12 protein-coding genes are annotated in these 16,029 nt (G+C 63.8%); 4 read left to right on the top strand and 8 right to left on the bottom strand.

The genetic code is table 11. The annotated features are described in order from the left end of the window. Positions 1 to 9: 9 nt before the first annotated feature. From ATC04_RS06600 to ATC04_RS06585, 4 genes are all read right to left on the bottom strand, one after another. Positions 10 to 906: an RluA family pseudouridine synthase gene (locus ATC04_RS06600; RefSeq protein ID WP_235359928.1), complete on the bottom strand. Its 897-nt coding sequence runs from the start codon at positions 904 to 906 to the stop codon at positions 10 to 12. Between the two features lie 289 nt (positions 907 to 1,195). Further along, the gene (locus ATC04_RS06595; protein ID WP_047119601.1) at positions 1,196 to 1,783 is read right to left on the bottom strand and encodes a hypothetical protein; all 588 of its coding nucleotides are present in this window, start codon (positions 1,781 to 1,783) and stop codon (positions 1,196 to 1,198) included. Next, a complete protein-coding gene (locus ATC04_RS06590) occupies positions 1,780 to 2,568 on the bottom strand; it encodes an endonuclease/exonuclease/phosphatase family protein (RefSeq protein WP_082124063.1) in 789 nt (262 codons plus the stop codon). Before ATC04_RS06590 ends, ATC04_RS06595 begins: the two co-directional genes overlap by 4 nt. Positions 2,569 to 2,644: 76 nt before the next feature. Beyond that, positions 2,645 to 3,487, bottom strand: coding sequence for a glycosyltransferase family 2 protein (locus ATC04_RS06585; protein WP_082124064.1), 843 nt, complete (start codon positions 3,485 to 3,487; stop codon positions 2,645 to 2,647). Between the two features lie 163 nt (positions 3,488 to 3,650). Between ATC04_RS06585 and ATC04_RS06580 the strand changes: the two genes are divergently transcribed. Genes ATC04_RS06580 through ATC04_RS06570 form a run of 3 tightly spaced genes read left to right on the top strand, consistent with a single transcriptional unit; the run spans position 3,651 to position 5,656 of the window. Continuing rightward, positions 3,651 to 4,343 carry a histidine phosphatase family protein gene (locus tag ATC04_RS06580; RefSeq protein WP_047119602.1) on the top strand — a complete coding sequence of 231 codons (693 nt, stop codon included), beginning with the start codon at positions 3,651 to 3,653 and terminating at the stop codon, positions 4,341 to 4,343. A gap of 24 nt (positions 4,344 to 4,367) precedes the next feature. After that, positions 4,368 to 4,889, top strand: coding sequence for a DUF3090 family protein (locus ATC04_RS06575; RefSeq protein WP_047119603.1), 522 nt, complete (start codon positions 4,368 to 4,370; stop codon positions 4,887 to 4,889). Then, positions 4,889 to 5,656, top strand: coding sequence for an SCO1664 family protein (locus ATC04_RS06570; RefSeq protein WP_047119604.1), 768 nt, complete (start codon positions 4,889 to 4,891; stop codon positions 5,654 to 5,656). Before ATC04_RS06575 ends, ATC04_RS06570 begins: the two co-directional genes overlap by 1 nt. Positions 5,657 to 5,757: 101 nt before the next feature. Here the strand turns inward: ATC04_RS06570 and ATC04_RS06565 are convergent, their stop codons facing one another. The 3 genes from ATC04_RS06565 to ATC04_RS06555 form a co-directional block, all read right to left on the bottom strand. Beyond that, entirely contained in the window at positions 5,758 to 8,829 is a 3,072-nt protein-coding gene (locus ATC04_RS06565; protein ID WP_152666860.1) for an AAA domain-containing protein, read from the bottom strand. 274 nt (positions 8,830 to 9,103) lie between these two features. Then, the gene (locus tag ATC04_RS06560; RefSeq protein ID WP_047119605.1) at positions 9,104 to 9,637 is read right to left on the bottom strand and encodes a 2'-5' RNA ligase family protein; all 534 of its coding nucleotides are present in this window, start codon (positions 9,635 to 9,637) and stop codon (positions 9,104 to 9,106) included. 89 nt (positions 9,638 to 9,726) lie between these two features. Then, positions 9,727 to 10,164 (bottom strand): protein-tyrosine phosphatase family protein, encoded by a 438-nt coding sequence (locus ATC04_RS06555; protein ID WP_047119606.1) that lies wholly within the window; start codon positions 10,162 to 10,164, stop codon positions 9,727 to 9,729. 202 nt (positions 10,165 to 10,366) lie between these two features. Here ATC04_RS06555 and ATC04_RS06550 point away from each other — a divergent pair, with 202 nt between their 5' ends. Beyond that, the gene (locus ATC04_RS06550) at positions 10,367 to 11,638 is read left to right on the top strand and encodes an FAD-dependent oxidoreductase (RefSeq protein ID WP_047119607.1); all 1,272 of its coding nucleotides are present in this window, start codon (positions 10,367 to 10,369) and stop codon (positions 11,636 to 11,638) included. A gap of 236 nt (positions 11,639 to 11,874) precedes the next feature. Here the strand turns inward: ATC04_RS06550 and ATC04_RS06545 are convergent, their stop codons facing one another. Then, on the bottom strand, positions 11,875 to 15,960 hold the full coding sequence (locus tag ATC04_RS06545; RefSeq protein ID WP_082123936.1) for a helix-turn-helix domain-containing protein: 4,086 nt from the start codon (positions 15,958 to 15,960) through the stop codon (positions 11,875 to 11,877). Between the last annotated feature and the right edge of the window lie 69 nt (positions 15,961 to 16,029).

Raw genomic sequence — 16,029 nt, 5'->3', positions numbered from 1 at the left:
GTTCGCCGGCTACAAGCCCGAAGCCAGCAGCTGTTGCCAGCGTTGCGGCATGGGCGCTTCGATGGCCAGCTGCGACCCATCGGGTTTGGGAATGATCATCGTCGATGCATGCAGGTAGAGCCCGTTGCCGCCCGATTCGGCGACCTTGCGATTGAAGGCCCTGCTCCCGTAGCGGTCGTCTCCCGCGATCGGATGTCCCGCGTGCTGCAGGTGCACCCTGATCTGGTGCTTGCGGCCCGTCAGCAGTTGGACCCGTAGCAAGCTGGCGTTTCTGCCGATCCGGCGTTTGACCTTCACCCGGGTCTCGGCCCGCTGGCCGGCCGGCGCCACAACCACCTTGTCTTCCCGGCGCAGCAAGGACGCACGGATCGCTGTTTCTCCGGCCCAGGTGCCGGCGACGATGGCCAGGTAGTGCCGCTCGATCTCGTCTTCCCTGTCGCGCAATAAATCATGCAGGTGACGCAGCATGCTCGGCGTCTTCGCCAGGACCAGCACCCCTGAGGTATCCCGGTCCAAACGGTGGCTCAGTTCCAGCTGCGGCAGCTCGGGGCGCAGCTGGCGGAAGGCCTCGATCACCCCTGCCTCGACATCGGTGCCCTTGTGCACAGCTACGCCCGCCGGCTTGTCCACAACCAGCAGGTCCGCGTCCTCGTAGAGCACCGAATTCTTCAGTCGCTTGAGCAGCCCAACGGCAACATTGGCCGGGCGCGCCGCGTCCGGCGCCGCGTCCAGGACCGGCAGCTGGATGGTGTCGCCTTCGGCCAGGCGGTACGTCTGGTCGATTTTGCGTCCGTTGATGCGCAGCCTGCCTGTGCGCAGCAGCTTGAACAGCTGGCCGGCAGGCACGTGCTTGAACCGGGCGCGGAGGAACTTGTCCAATCGCCGGCCAGCGTGCTCGCTGTCCACGACGATCGTTTTTGTCCCTGATCCGGGTGGGGTCTTGAGGTGGGGCTGCAACGCTGTCCCAGGCAAACAATCACTCCATATGCTGGCCCCGTTGTTTTCCGGGGCTCGGCGGTGCCGTCATCGGCGGGTCATTCGCTGGCGGCAACCGGGCACTCTCGTGGATGCCGCAAAGCTCGAAAAGGCCAAATTTCATCGTACCTCGTTCACGCTTGGCCCGGAGAATCCACAGGTTCTCTGCCACCGTGCTATCTGCACCGGCGGGAGCCCGGGACAGCAGTGGCCGCCGGACTCATGGCCTGGCGGCCTGCACCTGCAGCAACGGGATCCTGGCCAGCACTAGTCCCCCTGCCAGGGAGCCCAAGCCGCCCAGCGCCATGTCCGAGAGGGTATCCTCGTACGCCGTGTAGATCTCGTTGCTGGCCAGTTCACGCCCCAGCCATTCGATCATTTCCCAGACCGCTCCGGCCGAAAGCCCCAGGGCAGTCACCACCGTGACGCCCAGGCGCGGTGAGAATTCCGGCGACCGCGGGTCGGGCAGCACCTTGGCGTGGGTCAGCGCGAGATACAGCACCACGGCGATCGATCCGTTGCCCAGGAAATGCACGGCCAGATCCCACCACGCTATCCGCGTATACAGGTCGGCGACATTGCTCCATGCGGCAACCTGCAGGATCGCCACGAACGCGGCGTCGGCAATCGGGCGCATTCCGAGGAACCGCGGGGCCACGCACCCGGGCAGCGCAAAGCCCAGGATCGCCGCATCGGTGGGCTCGCAGCAGATCGCCGCGAACAGAACGCCCAGCGCCGCCAGGCACCGGAGGGCATCTGCGCCCACGGCAGCCGGGCCGGCGGGCCGGCGCAGGAAGTTCTCGATCATTGTCGCGCTCCCCGGCCCGGCAACCGGATGACCGCCTGCACCGGCAGGTGATCGGATCCCCATCCGCCGAGGTAGACCAACCCGTTGGTTCCTGCCGCGCTGACGGTGATCCCGGAGGACACCAGGATCCAATCCAGCCTGCGGCCATCGAGCCGCGGCATACGGTAGGAGCCAAGCGTTCCCCACGCGGGACCCAAGGGGCGCAGCGCTACGCCGGTGACCTCGGCCAAGCCGTAAGTGCGCGACAGTTCTTGCAACGGTGGGGACTGCAGCCCTGCATTAAAGTCGCCGGTGACCAAGGTCGGGATCCTTCGTGCGGCGGCCAGCTGGCCGATGCAGTGCGCGGAGCGCAGGCGCGAGCGCCGCGACAAGTGGTCCAAATGGGTGTTGACCATGTGGATGCAGCTGTTGGTACGCAGATCCCGGAAGATTGCCCGGACAAGTATCCGGGGCAGGAGATTGCCCCAAGAGACGGATCCGGGACTGGTCGGCCGGTCGGACAGAGAGAGTTGTTCCCAGCCAAGCAGCTCCAGGCGCCGTTCATCGAAGATGATCGGACAGCGTTCTCCCCCGCCGCGATACCCCCGGCCGTAGCCCACCGAGCGATAAGAGGAACCCAGCACCGCAAGGACGAATTCAACTTGGGCCGGAAGCGCTTCCTGCAGGCCGAGCAGCGTCGGGCGCTCGGACCGCAGAAGAGCTTGGATCCGCGGGCCCCGCACCGTCCAGCGATCCGCCGTCGGTCCCAGGACATGGCGGGTGCGTCTCCTGATATTCCAGCTCATGGCATGCAGATCCTTAGTCTCGATATCCCCGGCGAAGGATCTAGGCGGCTCGTGGAAGCCGGATCCGCGACCCTGCTCAGGCGACGCGGGAACCACGGGAGATCCTCTTGTCCTCGTGATGCCTGCCGCGGCGGACATCGATCAGCATCTTCCAGCGCCGAGGCGGGAAATCATGGGGCCAATGCAGCGTTACGGTCCGGACGCCGCGGTGCAGCCGCCGCGCGAATGCACGTGCGTTGAAAAACGGACGCATCGAGATCCCCATCATCGCTGATCCCAGGTAACCGATCCTGTAGTGCGAACCCAGATGGAAAGCGAGATCCAGATCGTCATGCACCTCGGGATCATGGCGATGCGCCTGATTACTGATCCGGGCCCAGGCTGCCCGACGCACACCCAAATTGGACCCGAACAGCGGACGATGCCCCAAGGCGGGCACGGTGGCCAGCGTGTACGTCAGCAGGTAGACGGATGCCAGGGGTCGGCGAAGGAGCCGTGGGCCGTCGCTGAAATGTGCGGGGCCGGTGAATGCTGCGATTTCCGGGTGCAGGACAAACGCGCCAACCATGTCCTCAACCCAGGTTGCCGGAGGCAGGCAGTCCGCATCCAGCCGCAAGATGATCTCGCCGCGGGCATGGTCGTACCCGGTGGCACTTGCGGCGGGAATGCCCGGATGGGGACATTGCACCACCGCGGCGCCGGCTTCCCGCGCAACCTGCGCTGATTCATCAGTCGATCCGTTGTCCACGACGATGATCTCGTCGGGAGCGCGGGTCTGCGTCTTCAGTGCACGGAGGCAACAGGAGAGCATGGCGCTGTCATTTTTCACTGGAATGACTATCGAGACCGTGGGCCGCGCTGCCCGGTCGGACCCGCGGCCCGCGCTTGCATGGCCTGCGTTCTCTGGCACCCTGTTCATGGTGTTCAGGTTATCGTGCAAGTGTTCCGGCGCCTCCGAAGCTGAATGCCACCAGAAAGAGGCGCAGGCGTCCGCCCGGCGAGCCGGCGGACTCACGCCGACTCGCTGCACGGATACGCCGACGGAACCACGCGACGCAGCACCTGCACACTAGTCTGAAGGAATGGCAACAGTTATTCTCGTGCGGCATGGCCGCTCCACCGCCAACACCGCCGGCTTGCTGGCGGGCCGCGGCGACGGCGTCAACCTGGACGAGCTCGGCCGGGAGCAAGCTGCGGCGACCGGAAAGCGGCTGGCTGCCGTGCCTCTGGTCGGGGTGGTGTCGAGCCCGCTGGAGCGTTGCCTGCAGACCGCCCAGTTCATCATCGACCGCCAGCCTGCCGCCCCCTACGCGCCCACGGATTCCGGCCTGCTCGAATGCGACTACGGCCAGTGGCAGGGCAGGTCGCTCAAGGATCTCGCGACCGAGGAGTTGTGGAAGGTCGTCCAGTCCCAGCCCTCCGCGGCCGCGTTTCCCGGCGGCGAATCACTGGCCGCGATGCAGGCCCGGTCGGTGGCGGCGATCCGCCGCCACGACGCGGCTTTCGAATCCGAGCACGGCCCTGGCGCCGTGTGGGCGGCCGTCAGCCACGGCGACATCATCAAGTCGATCCTCGCCGACGCGCTGGGCATGCACCTGGACATGTTCCAGCGCCTGAACGTCGCTCCCGCGTCGGTGTCGATCGTGCACTACGGGCCGCAGCGCCCCAGCGTTTACTCGATCAACACCGAGGCCGGCGATCTGTCCTGGCTGGCCAAGGCCGCCCACACCGGCGACGCCCCAGTTGGCGGAGGCTCGGGACACCAGGCGCCGTAAAGGTGTTCGGCCTAGAATATTGACATGTCTACACGTGTTCACGAGTTTTCCTGGCCAGATCGTGTTGTTGTCGGCGTCATCGGCGACCCGGGGTCGCGGGCGTTCTACCTGCAGGTGCGCGCAGCCAAGCAGCTGGTAACCCTCGCCCTGGAGAAGCAGCAATCTGCAGCGCTCGCCGAGAAGATCGACGAGATCCTCGACCAGCTGCGCACCCTCGACGGCAACCCCTACAGCGTTCCGACGGGTACGCCCGTTGAACTTGTCGACAACGACCCGCTCGAAGCTGTCGAGGTGGAATTCCGGATCGGCCCGATCAGCCTGGGCTGGGACGCGTCCACCTCGCAGATCGTCATCGAGCTCTACCCCCTGGAAGAGGAAGAACCCACCGAGGTCGACGAAATGCTGCTCGTGCGCATGCCGGTGGGCACCGCCCGGGCCTTCGCCAAGCGCACCCGCGAAATCGTGGCCGCCGGACGGCCGATGTGCCCGCTGTGCGGGTATCCGATGGACCCCGAGGGGCATGTCTGCACCCCTCCGGAGGACTGATGCCGGCCCCGGATCTCATGGCCGCCGAGCTGGAGCTCACCGGCCGCATCACGACGGCGTCCAACGCGACATTCCTGGGCAGCATCGGGGCGACCGAGGTCGTCTACAAGCCGATCGCCGGCGAAAGCCCGCTGTGGGACTTTCCCCACGGGAAGCTGGCCTACCGGGAAGTCGCAGCATACCTGGTGTCCCAGGCCTTCGGCTGGGATATCGTACCGCAGACCTGGCTGCGCGACGGGCCGCTGGGCGAGGGAATGGCGCAGCTGTGGAAGGAACCGGATGCCGGGCAGAGCCCCGTGGATCTCGTCCTGGAGGCCAGCAGGCCGGGCACCGGCTGGAAGCAGGTGCTCACGGGGCACGATGAGAGCGGGCGGGTCGTCGAGCTGGTGCACGAGGACACCGAGAGCCTGCGGCGCATGGCGGTGTTCGACGTCGTCGTCAACAACGCCGACCGCAAGGGCAACCACATCCTTGCCATGCCCGACGGGCACCGCTACGGGGTGGACCACGGGCTCACCTTCCACCGCGAGCACAAGCTGCGCACCGTGCTGTGGGGCTGGCTCGGCCAAACGCTGGACGACGACGAGCTCGCAGGAATCGGCAGGGTCGTCGAGGGCCTGGAGGGCCAGCTGGGCCGCGACCTCGACAAGCTGCTGACCGGCGAGGAAATCGACGCCCTGGCCGCACGCTGCCAGCGGCTGCAGAGCACCGGGGCATTCCCTGGACCCAGCGGACAGATGCCGGCTGTCCCCTGGCCGTTGTTCTAGGCGATCTGCTTCTGCTGCCGTCAATATTTCCGCCAGGCATGGCCGACGGCATGCCAGAACGAACGGCCACGCAAATCTCCCCCGGATTCACCGAACTCGTTTCAGAGCTTCCCCTCGAGGTAAAGCTCCAGGAGCAGTGCCTGCATCCGGGGACCGTACTCCAGCGACTCATAGGCGTCGCCGGTCCGGGCGTCGTGCCTCTCGACGGTTCCCGCGCCCAGCAACCGCGCCAGCGCCGTCGGCTGCCATTCGCCGGGCCGACCGGCCAGCACCCCGGCATCACGCAGGCGCTCGTTCATCCGCTGGGCCTTGAGCTGCGTGTCCTCCTCCCTCAGCTGGCCGGCACTGCGCCACCGGTTCAGCAGTGCGGTGGCGGTCAGCGTCCGGGACGGCGGCGGCTCTTCATCGATCTCCGGTGTCGGCGGCGCAGGCGCAGGCTCCCCCATCACCGGTTCTCGCACTTCAAGCGCGGGACCGGCTGTCTCCTCGGGAAGATCCAGCGGGATCCTGTCCGCGTGTCGGCCCATGGCTTCGAAGGCCTGACCGTTGTTCCAGCGGTTGGGCGCCGCGAACACCACAAGCAGGTCCTTGGCCCGGGAGACCGCCACGTTGAGCAGCTCGTAGTTGGCGTCGATGAATCCTGCCTGGCCGCTGTTCTGGCCGTAGGTTGCGGAGAACAAGACGATGGGCCGTTCCGCGCCCTGCAGCCGATGCGCGGTGCCGACGGTGATCTTCGAGGCAAGATCCGGCGGGATGCCCAGAAAGTCATCGGCCTGGTGGGCCGCCCTGGCGATCTCCCGTTCGATGAGCCGCGCCTGGGCGCTGAAGGGAGTCACCACTCCAATCAGCTCGTCCCCGGCCGGCTTCTTGTTCGGCGAGGGATGCCGGGGGTTGTAGATCTTGGCATAGCGGGCATAGTTCTCCACGATCCACCGCGCGATGGCCTTCGCCTCGGCCTCGTTCTGGCGGCTGGACCCTGCCGGCGAGTCGAAGGACCCAGGCACGTCGTGCCATTGGAATGCCGGCTCCGCGCCCTCAAGCGGGGAATTGTCCGCGCGCCGCCGAGGTACCAGCAGGCCGTCGTCGAGCAGCTCGTTGCAGAACCCGATGATCTGCGGGTGGCAGCGGAAGTGCTCGCTGAGGAACAGGCCCGGGTGCCCGTCGCCGTATTCCCACTTGGACGCATGGCTGGCGGCCTTCATCAAGCTGGACGGGGCCGAGCAGGTCAGCCCGCGCTCCCGCAGATCGCCCCACCAGCCGGGGGTATCGATGCCCGCCGATGCGGCGACCTCCTCGTCGCTGAGTTCGTCGATGTTCCACACCGGCGAGATCTGCTTGCTGTCCCCCACGACGACCGCCCGCTGGGCCAAGGCCAGAGCAGGAAGCCCCAGCGGCGTGTCGACCTGTCCGGCTTCGTCGATGATCAGCAGGTCGGCGCGTTCCAGGTCGAAACGGTACGGTTCCCCGGGCTTGATGTAGAGCTTGAAGTACTTCGGCATCTGGTAGAGCGTCATCACGAAACACGGGGTCAATGCCGCGGCCTGGCGCCAGTAGCTGTCCATGACGCGTCGCGTGTTCTTCTTGCGGTCCTCTGCATCCAGCAGGTCCTCAGCCAGCAGCCACTGCGCCTCGAAGTAGTGGACGGCCAGCCAGAACTGGGCGTAGCGCAGCGTGAGGTCGAACTTCTCGTCCAGTTCCTGCAAGTTCTGCGATGCCTTCACCTCGTCGATTCCCTCGATGAGTCGGCCGAATCGGGAGGATTCAATGCCCTCGCACACTCGCTGGAATTCTTCCGAGGGGCCTTGGGACGCCATGACCTGCAGCAAACGGATCCGTTCGTAGTCCAATTCCGACAGCGCGTCGTGGATCCAGTCGCACAGCCCGGCGATGTCGTTCGGTGCGCCGAAGTACCTCTGCGCGCTGTAGACGAAGTGGTCCCTTGCTCCTGCCCGGTAGACCTCGCCGCTGTAGGCGGCATAGGTTTCGCCCTTGTTGAGCTGCTCGACCAGGTACTGCCCTTTCGCCTCCTTGAGTTTTCCCGCAGCCGGGCAGTACACGGCCAGCGAACCCAGCGTGCTCCCGGCGAGCGCCAGGCCATCCTGCTCCTGCGGCAGCCAGCGGTAGTCCAGGATTCCCGGTTTGTCCTTTGCCACCGAGGCAAAGGACTTGATGATGTTCGTGACTGCCTGGTTGTTCGTCGAGGCTCCCACGATCGCCGGAGGCGCGGCCCTTTCCAGCGCACGGCGGGTGATCATGTTGGCGACGATGGCCTGCAGCATCGTGGTCTTGCCGGTTCCCGGCGGACCGCTGATGGCGGTGACGTCGCCGCGGCCCGAGCCGAGGAACGCGTGGACGGCGCGGCGCTGCGAATCGGTCAGCGGGTTGTCGTTGTCCATCGATCCGCAGGATTCCTTGGCGCTGCGGTAGAGCCCGCCGGCCTCATGGATTGTCAGCTCGGAGCGGCGTTCACCCTGCCACCCGTTGGCTGCGCTTCGCAGCAGCGGCGGCAGGGACTCCTGGACCGACAGGAAGTCGTAGAGGTCCAGCAGGGGCTTCAGGGCAGTGAAGCGTTCATGTTCCTGGATGTAGCAGTACTCGGTGTCGACATCGAATCCCTCGGCTTGCCGTTGCAGGGCGAAGTGTTCCGGTGCCGAGCCTGAAACCTTGGTGAACAGCGTGTCGGCCATGCCGACAGCATCGGCCATCGATTCGACCTGGGAGATGGCGGCGTTGGCTTCGGTGCGCAGGTAGTGCCAGAACTTCTCTTGCGGGCCCGCCATGACTTCCAGCCCCTCGCTGGTAGCCGATACCAGCCGGTCCGCGGGGATCCACGGCGAGGTGCCTTGGTCGAATTGCGGCAGCAAGCGGCCATCTCGATGCAGCTGGGCTGCAAGCAGCAGCAGTCCGCTGTGCCCGGATTCCTTGTACTCGGTGGAGAGCAGCGAGATCACCACCGGCAGAGGCTTGTCCTGGTCTGCCGACCCGGACCGTCCCGAATTCTTGTCGCGGGATTCGAAGAGCGTGATCGCGTCCTGGGGCGTGGTGGCGCCGGTGAGCAGCTCGGTCCGGGGCACGGCGATGAAGGTGGAGGATTTCTCGAAGACCACCGATTCCAGCTGGCCGCGCCTGAGCACGCGAGAGAAATAGTCGGCGATTGTTCGGGGATCTTGCACGACGGCTCCCTGCGGTTCGAGGCAAGGCCAACCCCATCACAAGCTGGTGCGGATGAATCGCAGTCCCCACCGATTCAGCAGGCCGGCCAACGCAGCCGCCCGGTTCCAGCTTCTGATGAGGCAAATACCTTCACCTCAGCGGACTTTTTCACAGACTAGCAGTCGGCAGGCGGAATCCGCCGGTCATCGGGCTCGTCGATCTGCGCCAGCGTCCGCCATGTCCGCGAGGTTCGAGATTGCGTGGTCCGGGTGTTCGAGGTCCGGCGAGGCTTCGTCAGGCAGGACTGCGCCGCGTCTTCATTCCCGCCTCGGCGAGCAGCACACTCGCCTGGCTCTGCGGCTGGAAGTACACTGCACGGATGGCGGTGAACTCTTTCAGGTGCGGGGAAACCAGCTCGTCCATGGCGCGCAGGTAGTCCGGCACGATGTCCCGCGGCAGCCGCAAACCCATGGTCAAGTGCGGTGTCCAGCGCGGCCCCCTGCCCGCAGGATTCAAGGCGCTGATGCTCCGCGCTGCGATCTCCAACTCGTCGCTGGCCTCCAGCAGCCAGGCCACGGTCTGCTTGCGTTTCGTTCCGAACACCACGGTGCCCACCCGCGCGAGCGTGGAAGGAATCACCGCAGGCAGGAGCTCGGCCGCGCGGGCGACGACCTCCGGCTCCATGGCAGGGGCGAAGGTGACGGTGATGTGCGGCGTCTGCTGCTGCCGGGGAAAACCCCGCTGTTCCAGCCGCGCGAAAACATCCCGGATCGATTGCTCTTCCGCCTCGGGAAGGCGCAACAGGATGTTCTCCGGCGACCGGCTCATCAAGTACCTCCCCTGCACCAGTGACATGTTTTGGATCCCAACTTACCAAGCCAGCTAGTCATTCGGCGATCGCCGCGGTGGAGTTCCGGTCACCCTCGCAGTGACTCGGCCACTTCCAAAACCCAGCGCTCCTGTGCAGGTGTTTCAACAGCCCGGCGATGGTAGTGCCCTCGCACCCAAGCCACGGCATCATCCGCCGGGATCCCGCTCATCACTGCCAAGACCGACAGGGCTGCCCCGGTACGGCCGAAGCCTGCACCGCAGGCGATCTCCACGCGCTGTGTTGCAGAGCGTTCACGGGCCTCGCGCAGGGCCGCCACCACCTCATCGGTGGAATCCGGCAGCCGGAAATCACGCCAGCGCACCCAGCGGTGCTCGATTTCATGCGCCGGAGGTCTTCGCCCGGTGAGGTACACGCCGAAATCCGCGGCAGGCGACGGTCGCCGCAACGAGCGCAGCCCGCGTCCCCTGAACCGCAACCCATCGGGGAATTCAACGATTCCCCGGCCCGGTTCCCACTGTGCCATGTATCTGCCTCCCGCTTCATTGTGCAGCACCAAGAAGTCCAGCTCCCGCGCCTATCCTTCATGGCTCAACATTGGCCTGCCCCTGCGTCGAGCACAAGCACCCGCAAGTCACTGGGCGCCATCGGTGCAGCATCGTTGCCCACTACCCGTGCAAAAGCCTAGCGTCGCCGGCAAGGCATCAACCGGTGACCAGGGAGCAAAAATGCGGCAACTTCCCCGACGAAACACCACCTGCATCATCACCGGCGGCGGACCGGCCGGCATCGTGCTGGGGCTGTTGCTTGCCCGAGCAGGGCTCGACGTCACCGTGCTGGAAAAACATGCCGATTTCCTACGCGACTTCCGTGGGGACACAGTACACCCCACGACGTTGGGGCTGCTCGACGATCTAGGGATTTTCGGACGGTTCGAGCAGCTTCCGCAGTCCAAGGTCCGACGCGCCCAGTTCCCCGGTGCCGATGGGAAAGAGATCACGGTGGCCGATTTCGGGCGCCTTCCGCTTCGCCACCGGTATGTGGCGATGGTGCCGCAATGGGACCTTCTCAGTTTGCTGGCCGACACGGCGCGGGCCGAATCCTGTTTCACACTGCTCACCGAGCACGAGGTCACCGGCGTATTGCGCGAGAACGGCAGGGGCGTCGGGCTGTCCTACCGCTGCCCTGATGGCGTGGGCGAGGTAGCCGCGGACTTGACGGTGGCTTGCGACGGGCGCTGGTCGACGGTGCGCCGGGATCTGGCGCTGGAGGCCAAAGAATTCCCGGTCGGGTTCGATGTGTGGTGGTACCGGCTGCCTACCGACAAACGGGTCGGCGAGTCGCTGTTGCCAAGAATCCACGAGGGACAAGTAGCCATCGGCATCCCCCGTCGCGGTTATCTGCAGGTGGCGCAGTTGGGGCGCAAAGGAGAAGATGCGTTGCTTCGCGCCCGCGGCATTGAAGCCTTCAGGGACGCGGCGGCCCGGATCTTCCCGGAGCTGGCCGAGGACGTCGGGCGGCTCGACTCAATGGACGCGGTCAAGCACCTGGATGTCCGAGTGGATCGGCTACGTACCTGGCATGTTCCCGGTGCCATCTGCCTGGGCGACGCGGCGCACGCGATGTCCCCGGTGGGCGGTGTAGGCATCAATTTGGCCATCCAAGATTCGGTGGCCGCCGCCCGGATCCTTGCCCGAGCCCTGGGCTCCGGCGGTTTCCGCGACGGCAGCGCTGATCGACTGCTGGCCAAGGTGCAACGGCGCCGCAACAGGCCGGCGGCACTCATCCAGGGAGCTCAGCGCATCATGCATGCGGCCGCCATCATGCCTGCACTCCGCAGCGAATTTAGCAGTCCACCGCGGTGGCTTGGAACTACGTTCACCAAGATGCCGTTCCTGAGTGCAATTCCGGCACTGGTCATCGGCATCGGGCCACGCCCGGAAAAGGCGCCTGCCTGGGCCGGCCGTTTCGCCCCGCCGCCCCTTCGCCAGGACAACTGACCCGAGCCCAATACGACAATTTGCCAGGCATGGTCCAGATAAACACCCGCATCGTTTACAGCGCGAGCTGGTGTCATCGTGCAAGACGAAGTCCAAAACACGAATGCCCCGGCTTCGAGGAAACCGGGGCATTGAAACGCTCAGAAATTAGACGTTGAAGCGGAACTCCACGACGTTCCGTAGCCGAATAACGTTACATGGCAAGTCACAAATGAATACCGCGTATTCAGGTTAGTTTACCAACTGCGCCCATCAGTAGGCAGGTCATCTTCGATCTCACGCCGAACGTCTTTCTCCGCCGACTTCGCCAAATCAGCGTAGAACCGTCTCTCGATTGATCCGGCCGGCAAGTCCTTCGCGATAGCTCGCGACCTGTCCCGCTGTTCAATCGTCTCCTGGAACGGCTCACCGGGTGTGCCGCTCCGACCACCGGAGATTGTGGCCGACCATAGGGCTCCCATCATCTGCTGGAGCGTGTCGTCGCCGAGCTTATCGGCTACGTGCAGCGCAACGCGCACGAACTCGTGGTGGTCCCAAGTAAAGGTCCGCGGAGCCTCGTGGAGGACAGCTGCTACAGCTCGAACTGAGCTCTCAGTGCCGCCAGTGAGAGCCTTCCTAAGAAGATCCAGCACTTGGTCGTCGTACTTGACCGCCACAGCGCGAAAGAGATCTGCACCCATATTTCGACGGGGCCAAGAGTCGAGCTTTTCCGCGATCCAGGCCAGAATGCCACTCAGGCTCGATAGGAAGGCTGACGTATCTCGAATCCGCAAGTCATTGTCCCAGGAGTACGGGAGCGCTTGGTAATTGCGGATTGAGTCGACGCTCTCGGCGAACTCAACCCGCTCTTGGAGAAGTCGGACGACCCACTCCGGGTTCGTTTGCGATCGATCCGCAAGTGCCCGTGACACCGAGTACTCGCCGATCCCGGGCAACGTGATGAGGTCTTGGCGAATTAGATCGAGTTCGGCGTCGGAGAAATCGTCCCAAGAGATGCCGGAGTCAAGGCGAAACGACATAAAGTAGTCGTCGGAAAGGCTTTGGCTATCGCCGAACCGGAGGCGTGCGAGCAAGCGGATCGCCTCTGCTTTCTGGGTTCTCGTTAACAGTTGAGCCGCCCGGGCCACGTTTCGTCGTATGGCTACGTCGGTGTCCGTGGCCAGTTCCAACAGCAGATCAAACTCTCCGAGATAGAGCTCGCGATGCCCGCGGTTCCAACTAATCGCTTGGCTTGCGGCCTGTCGGCGTTCTAACGACGTGCCGCCAAGCAGATCCTTGATTTCCAGGAGTGCACCTGCAGGATCATGTGTGGCGAACGCACCGAGAATGACCGGAAGAACAGGGTCGAGATCTGTGCCTCCAGGGGCATCCCGCAGTTTCACCAGCATTGCGTGTGCGAGACTCGGGCGGGAGTCGATCAGGCTCTGAACCAAAGGACCCGGATAACCTTCGGCCGAGCCAAAGACTTCCCGTTCGGCTCTGAGCCGCGCGACCAGCAGCTCGACTACCTCATCATCCGCGTGGGATCCAAGGGCCTCATCCAGCTGCCGCAAGAGTTCCATGCGTTTAGCTTCCATCGCCTCAAAGTTGTCGCCACGCTCGCGCACCAGCCGGCCCCAGCCGTCATGGACCATCAGACCAAGTAGGGCCTCGACGCTATTTGGAATTGACTCGACGGCTCGCTGCGCAGCCTCGTGAGTCGAGCCGGACCCATAACTGTCGTGCCAGAACAGAGCATCACGGACAGCGACGAGAACCGCAGGATCCAGACCACCGGCCGCAACTGAGGTACCGAGGCGCTTGATTGTCTCAAGAATGCTCGGGATCCACCCATCCAGTTCATCTTGCAATACCTCGCGGCCAAAGCTGCCCCGAGGTAACTGCACAGCGGACTTCAATGCCTTAGCTGCGGCTCCCGAGCGTCGCAGGTCTGGGGAATCCAGTTCTTCGAAGGCCAGGTCGATGACCCGTTGCCGGACCCTCATGATGCTCTGCGGATTCAGCGCGAAAGGTCGAAAGCTGATTGTATGGCCGCGAAAAGAAGATTCGTCTCCTTCCGTCGCGAGCATCGGCTCGAGAACGTCAAACGGAGATAGCCGCTGACCATCGACAAACCATGTTGAAGCGCTGTCGACGATCGAGTCGTTGAACCAAATCGGTTTGCCGACGCCAAACGCAGCCAATTCACACAAGGCCCGAAGCGGATGACTCGGATGTGGGTTGGTGGGACGCGTATCACCCTGAGCCAGTTCCCACAACTGTGAAAGTGCCTCCGAGAGCGTGTCTTCGGTCAATGCGGCGAGCTTGATCGCTGCCGGCAACGACTCGAGTACACTGTTGTAGCCCGTCGGGAGAAGTTCTCTCCAAAAGAGGTGCTCACCATCGAGGTGATCTGTTGGGTTGTCGATTAGCCATCGAGTCAGTTCAAGAGCCCGGGTTGGCTGAAAGTATGCAACTTTCGCCAAGGTCTCGGCAAGGGTGCGTCTGTCGAACGCATCGGCATCCTCGACTCGTGCGCGGAAAGCAGCCCAAAGAGAGTCGGCAAGGCTCGGTGCATCCTCATTCAGCCTACGAACATGCCAGTCAACACGGCTCACGTTGACAAACAGATGTTCGACACTAGTTCCCTTGACCAGTGGTTCGACACGAGAGAGGTAACCGGTGCCCTGTTGGTTGATTTCGTCACATGCAGCTTCGGTCAGGATCACGTCGCCCAAGAGATCGGGAACGATCCGCAGAGCCTCACCGCGCCGTCTCAGGATTCCGGCATTCTCCAGGCTCCGCAAGTGCTTGCACAACTCGTCATATGGCTTGCCCACGATCGCGCTCAGCGATGCGCGTGTAGCTTCCTCGTTAGTGCGGACTGGCTGCAGGGCAGCGACCGCATCCAATACTGCGTGCCGTACCGGCGGGTCGTACGACAACGGATCATCCACCAGTGCGTCGCGAAACCCACGCATGATGTGCAATCGGACGTTGTCATCGTGTACCAATGCCGTCGGCGCAAGGTGGCCTTGCTGTATCAGGACGCCACCGACGACGGTCACCAGCGGTGAGTCCACTGTGAGCGCAGCGAGCTGACGTGCGAGCGCTGGAGACTCTTCGCCGCCAAGCGCTTCACGCGCCAGCGCCACGGCTTCGTCAAACTCAAGATCTCCAAGCATGATCTCAGCGTATGGAGTTGGAAGCAGTCCGTGGCAAGCCATATCCTCCTTGAGAGTTCGCAGTCCATAGGGTCGAGTAGCAAGAATGACCTTCGCATTTTGGTTGTGCCGCCAGATACCAGCCACAATGTCGGATATCCGGGCAAGTTCATGGGCGTCATCGATGATGATGGCCAGGCTAGGTTCATCGGGCAGTAGTTCGAGGTCGGCCGCGGTCACTTGCACGTTGCCGGGCAGGATCCGGATCGGGGTAGTAGCTGACCTAACATCTGCGAACGCCTTGAGAAGTCTCGTCTTTCCCACGCCGCCAGCACCAATCAAGAACGTGACGGCTGCGGCACTCTGGTCAACCGTGCTCACCAGCTGGTCTAGTTGGACCTGTCGCCCGACCAAGGTCCAGTCGTGATTAAAGATCGTGTCCCGTGGGCTGCCGAAGTAGTCCTCTGGCAGGAGCCATGGGCCAGGTGCAGCAACTCCAAGGAACGACTCTCGGTGCCCCGGGAAATAGGTATCGACAATCCGCAGTGCCTTTTCGCGCGGAAGATTCCGGATGTGGCGAGATATATCCTCACCGTCCCACAGTTCCCAAGTAGTGTACTTCCCTGCTTCATTGCGCGCGGCAGGGGTGGCGATTGGTCGGGATAGGAATAGATAGTTCTTGGGTGCGGCGATCGTGACCTCGCTGATAGCTTTCCTGACAGCTGCCGGTCCGAACTCACGATGTCGCTTGCACTGACCAGTAGCGAGATTCGCCCCGTTAGAAGTGATGAGAATGTCAATGCCGTGTTGCTTGTGCCCGCGGCCGCCGTACCTGCTCGCATGACCGTTCTGGTGCAGCGTGGCCGCCACGTCGGTAAGTAGATCCTCGAAGCGTTCCTCGGTCAGTTCATCGAGTGGGAGGGTGCGCGCTAGCGGCTGAACCGGGAGCGAAACTGCATGCGCCGGCGTCCGATAAGCGCCAGCGTCTAGGAGAGTTTCCAAGTCCACTTCAAGAATGCGGGCCACCTCATCCAGCATTGATCGGCGAGGTCTGGATCTGCCGTTCTCCCAACCGCTGACGGCTTGCTGACGTACGTTTAGATTGAGAGCAAGTGCGGCTTGGTCGAGCCCCAGTGCGTCGCGCCGTTTGCGGATCAGCTGCCCAAGATCAATATTCACTAGATGAGTTTACGCATCATATGCGTACGAATCAAGGTTCATACGCATATGATGCGTACAAAACTGGCG

This window comes from Arthrobacter sp. YC-RL1 (assembly GCF_001454985.1).
Lineage (GTDB): Bacteria > Actinomycetota > Actinomycetes > Actinomycetales > Micrococcaceae > Glutamicibacter > Glutamicibacter soli.
Note: the sequence above shows the minus strand (reverse complement) of the source record. Positions and strands in the feature narration are given on the sequence as shown.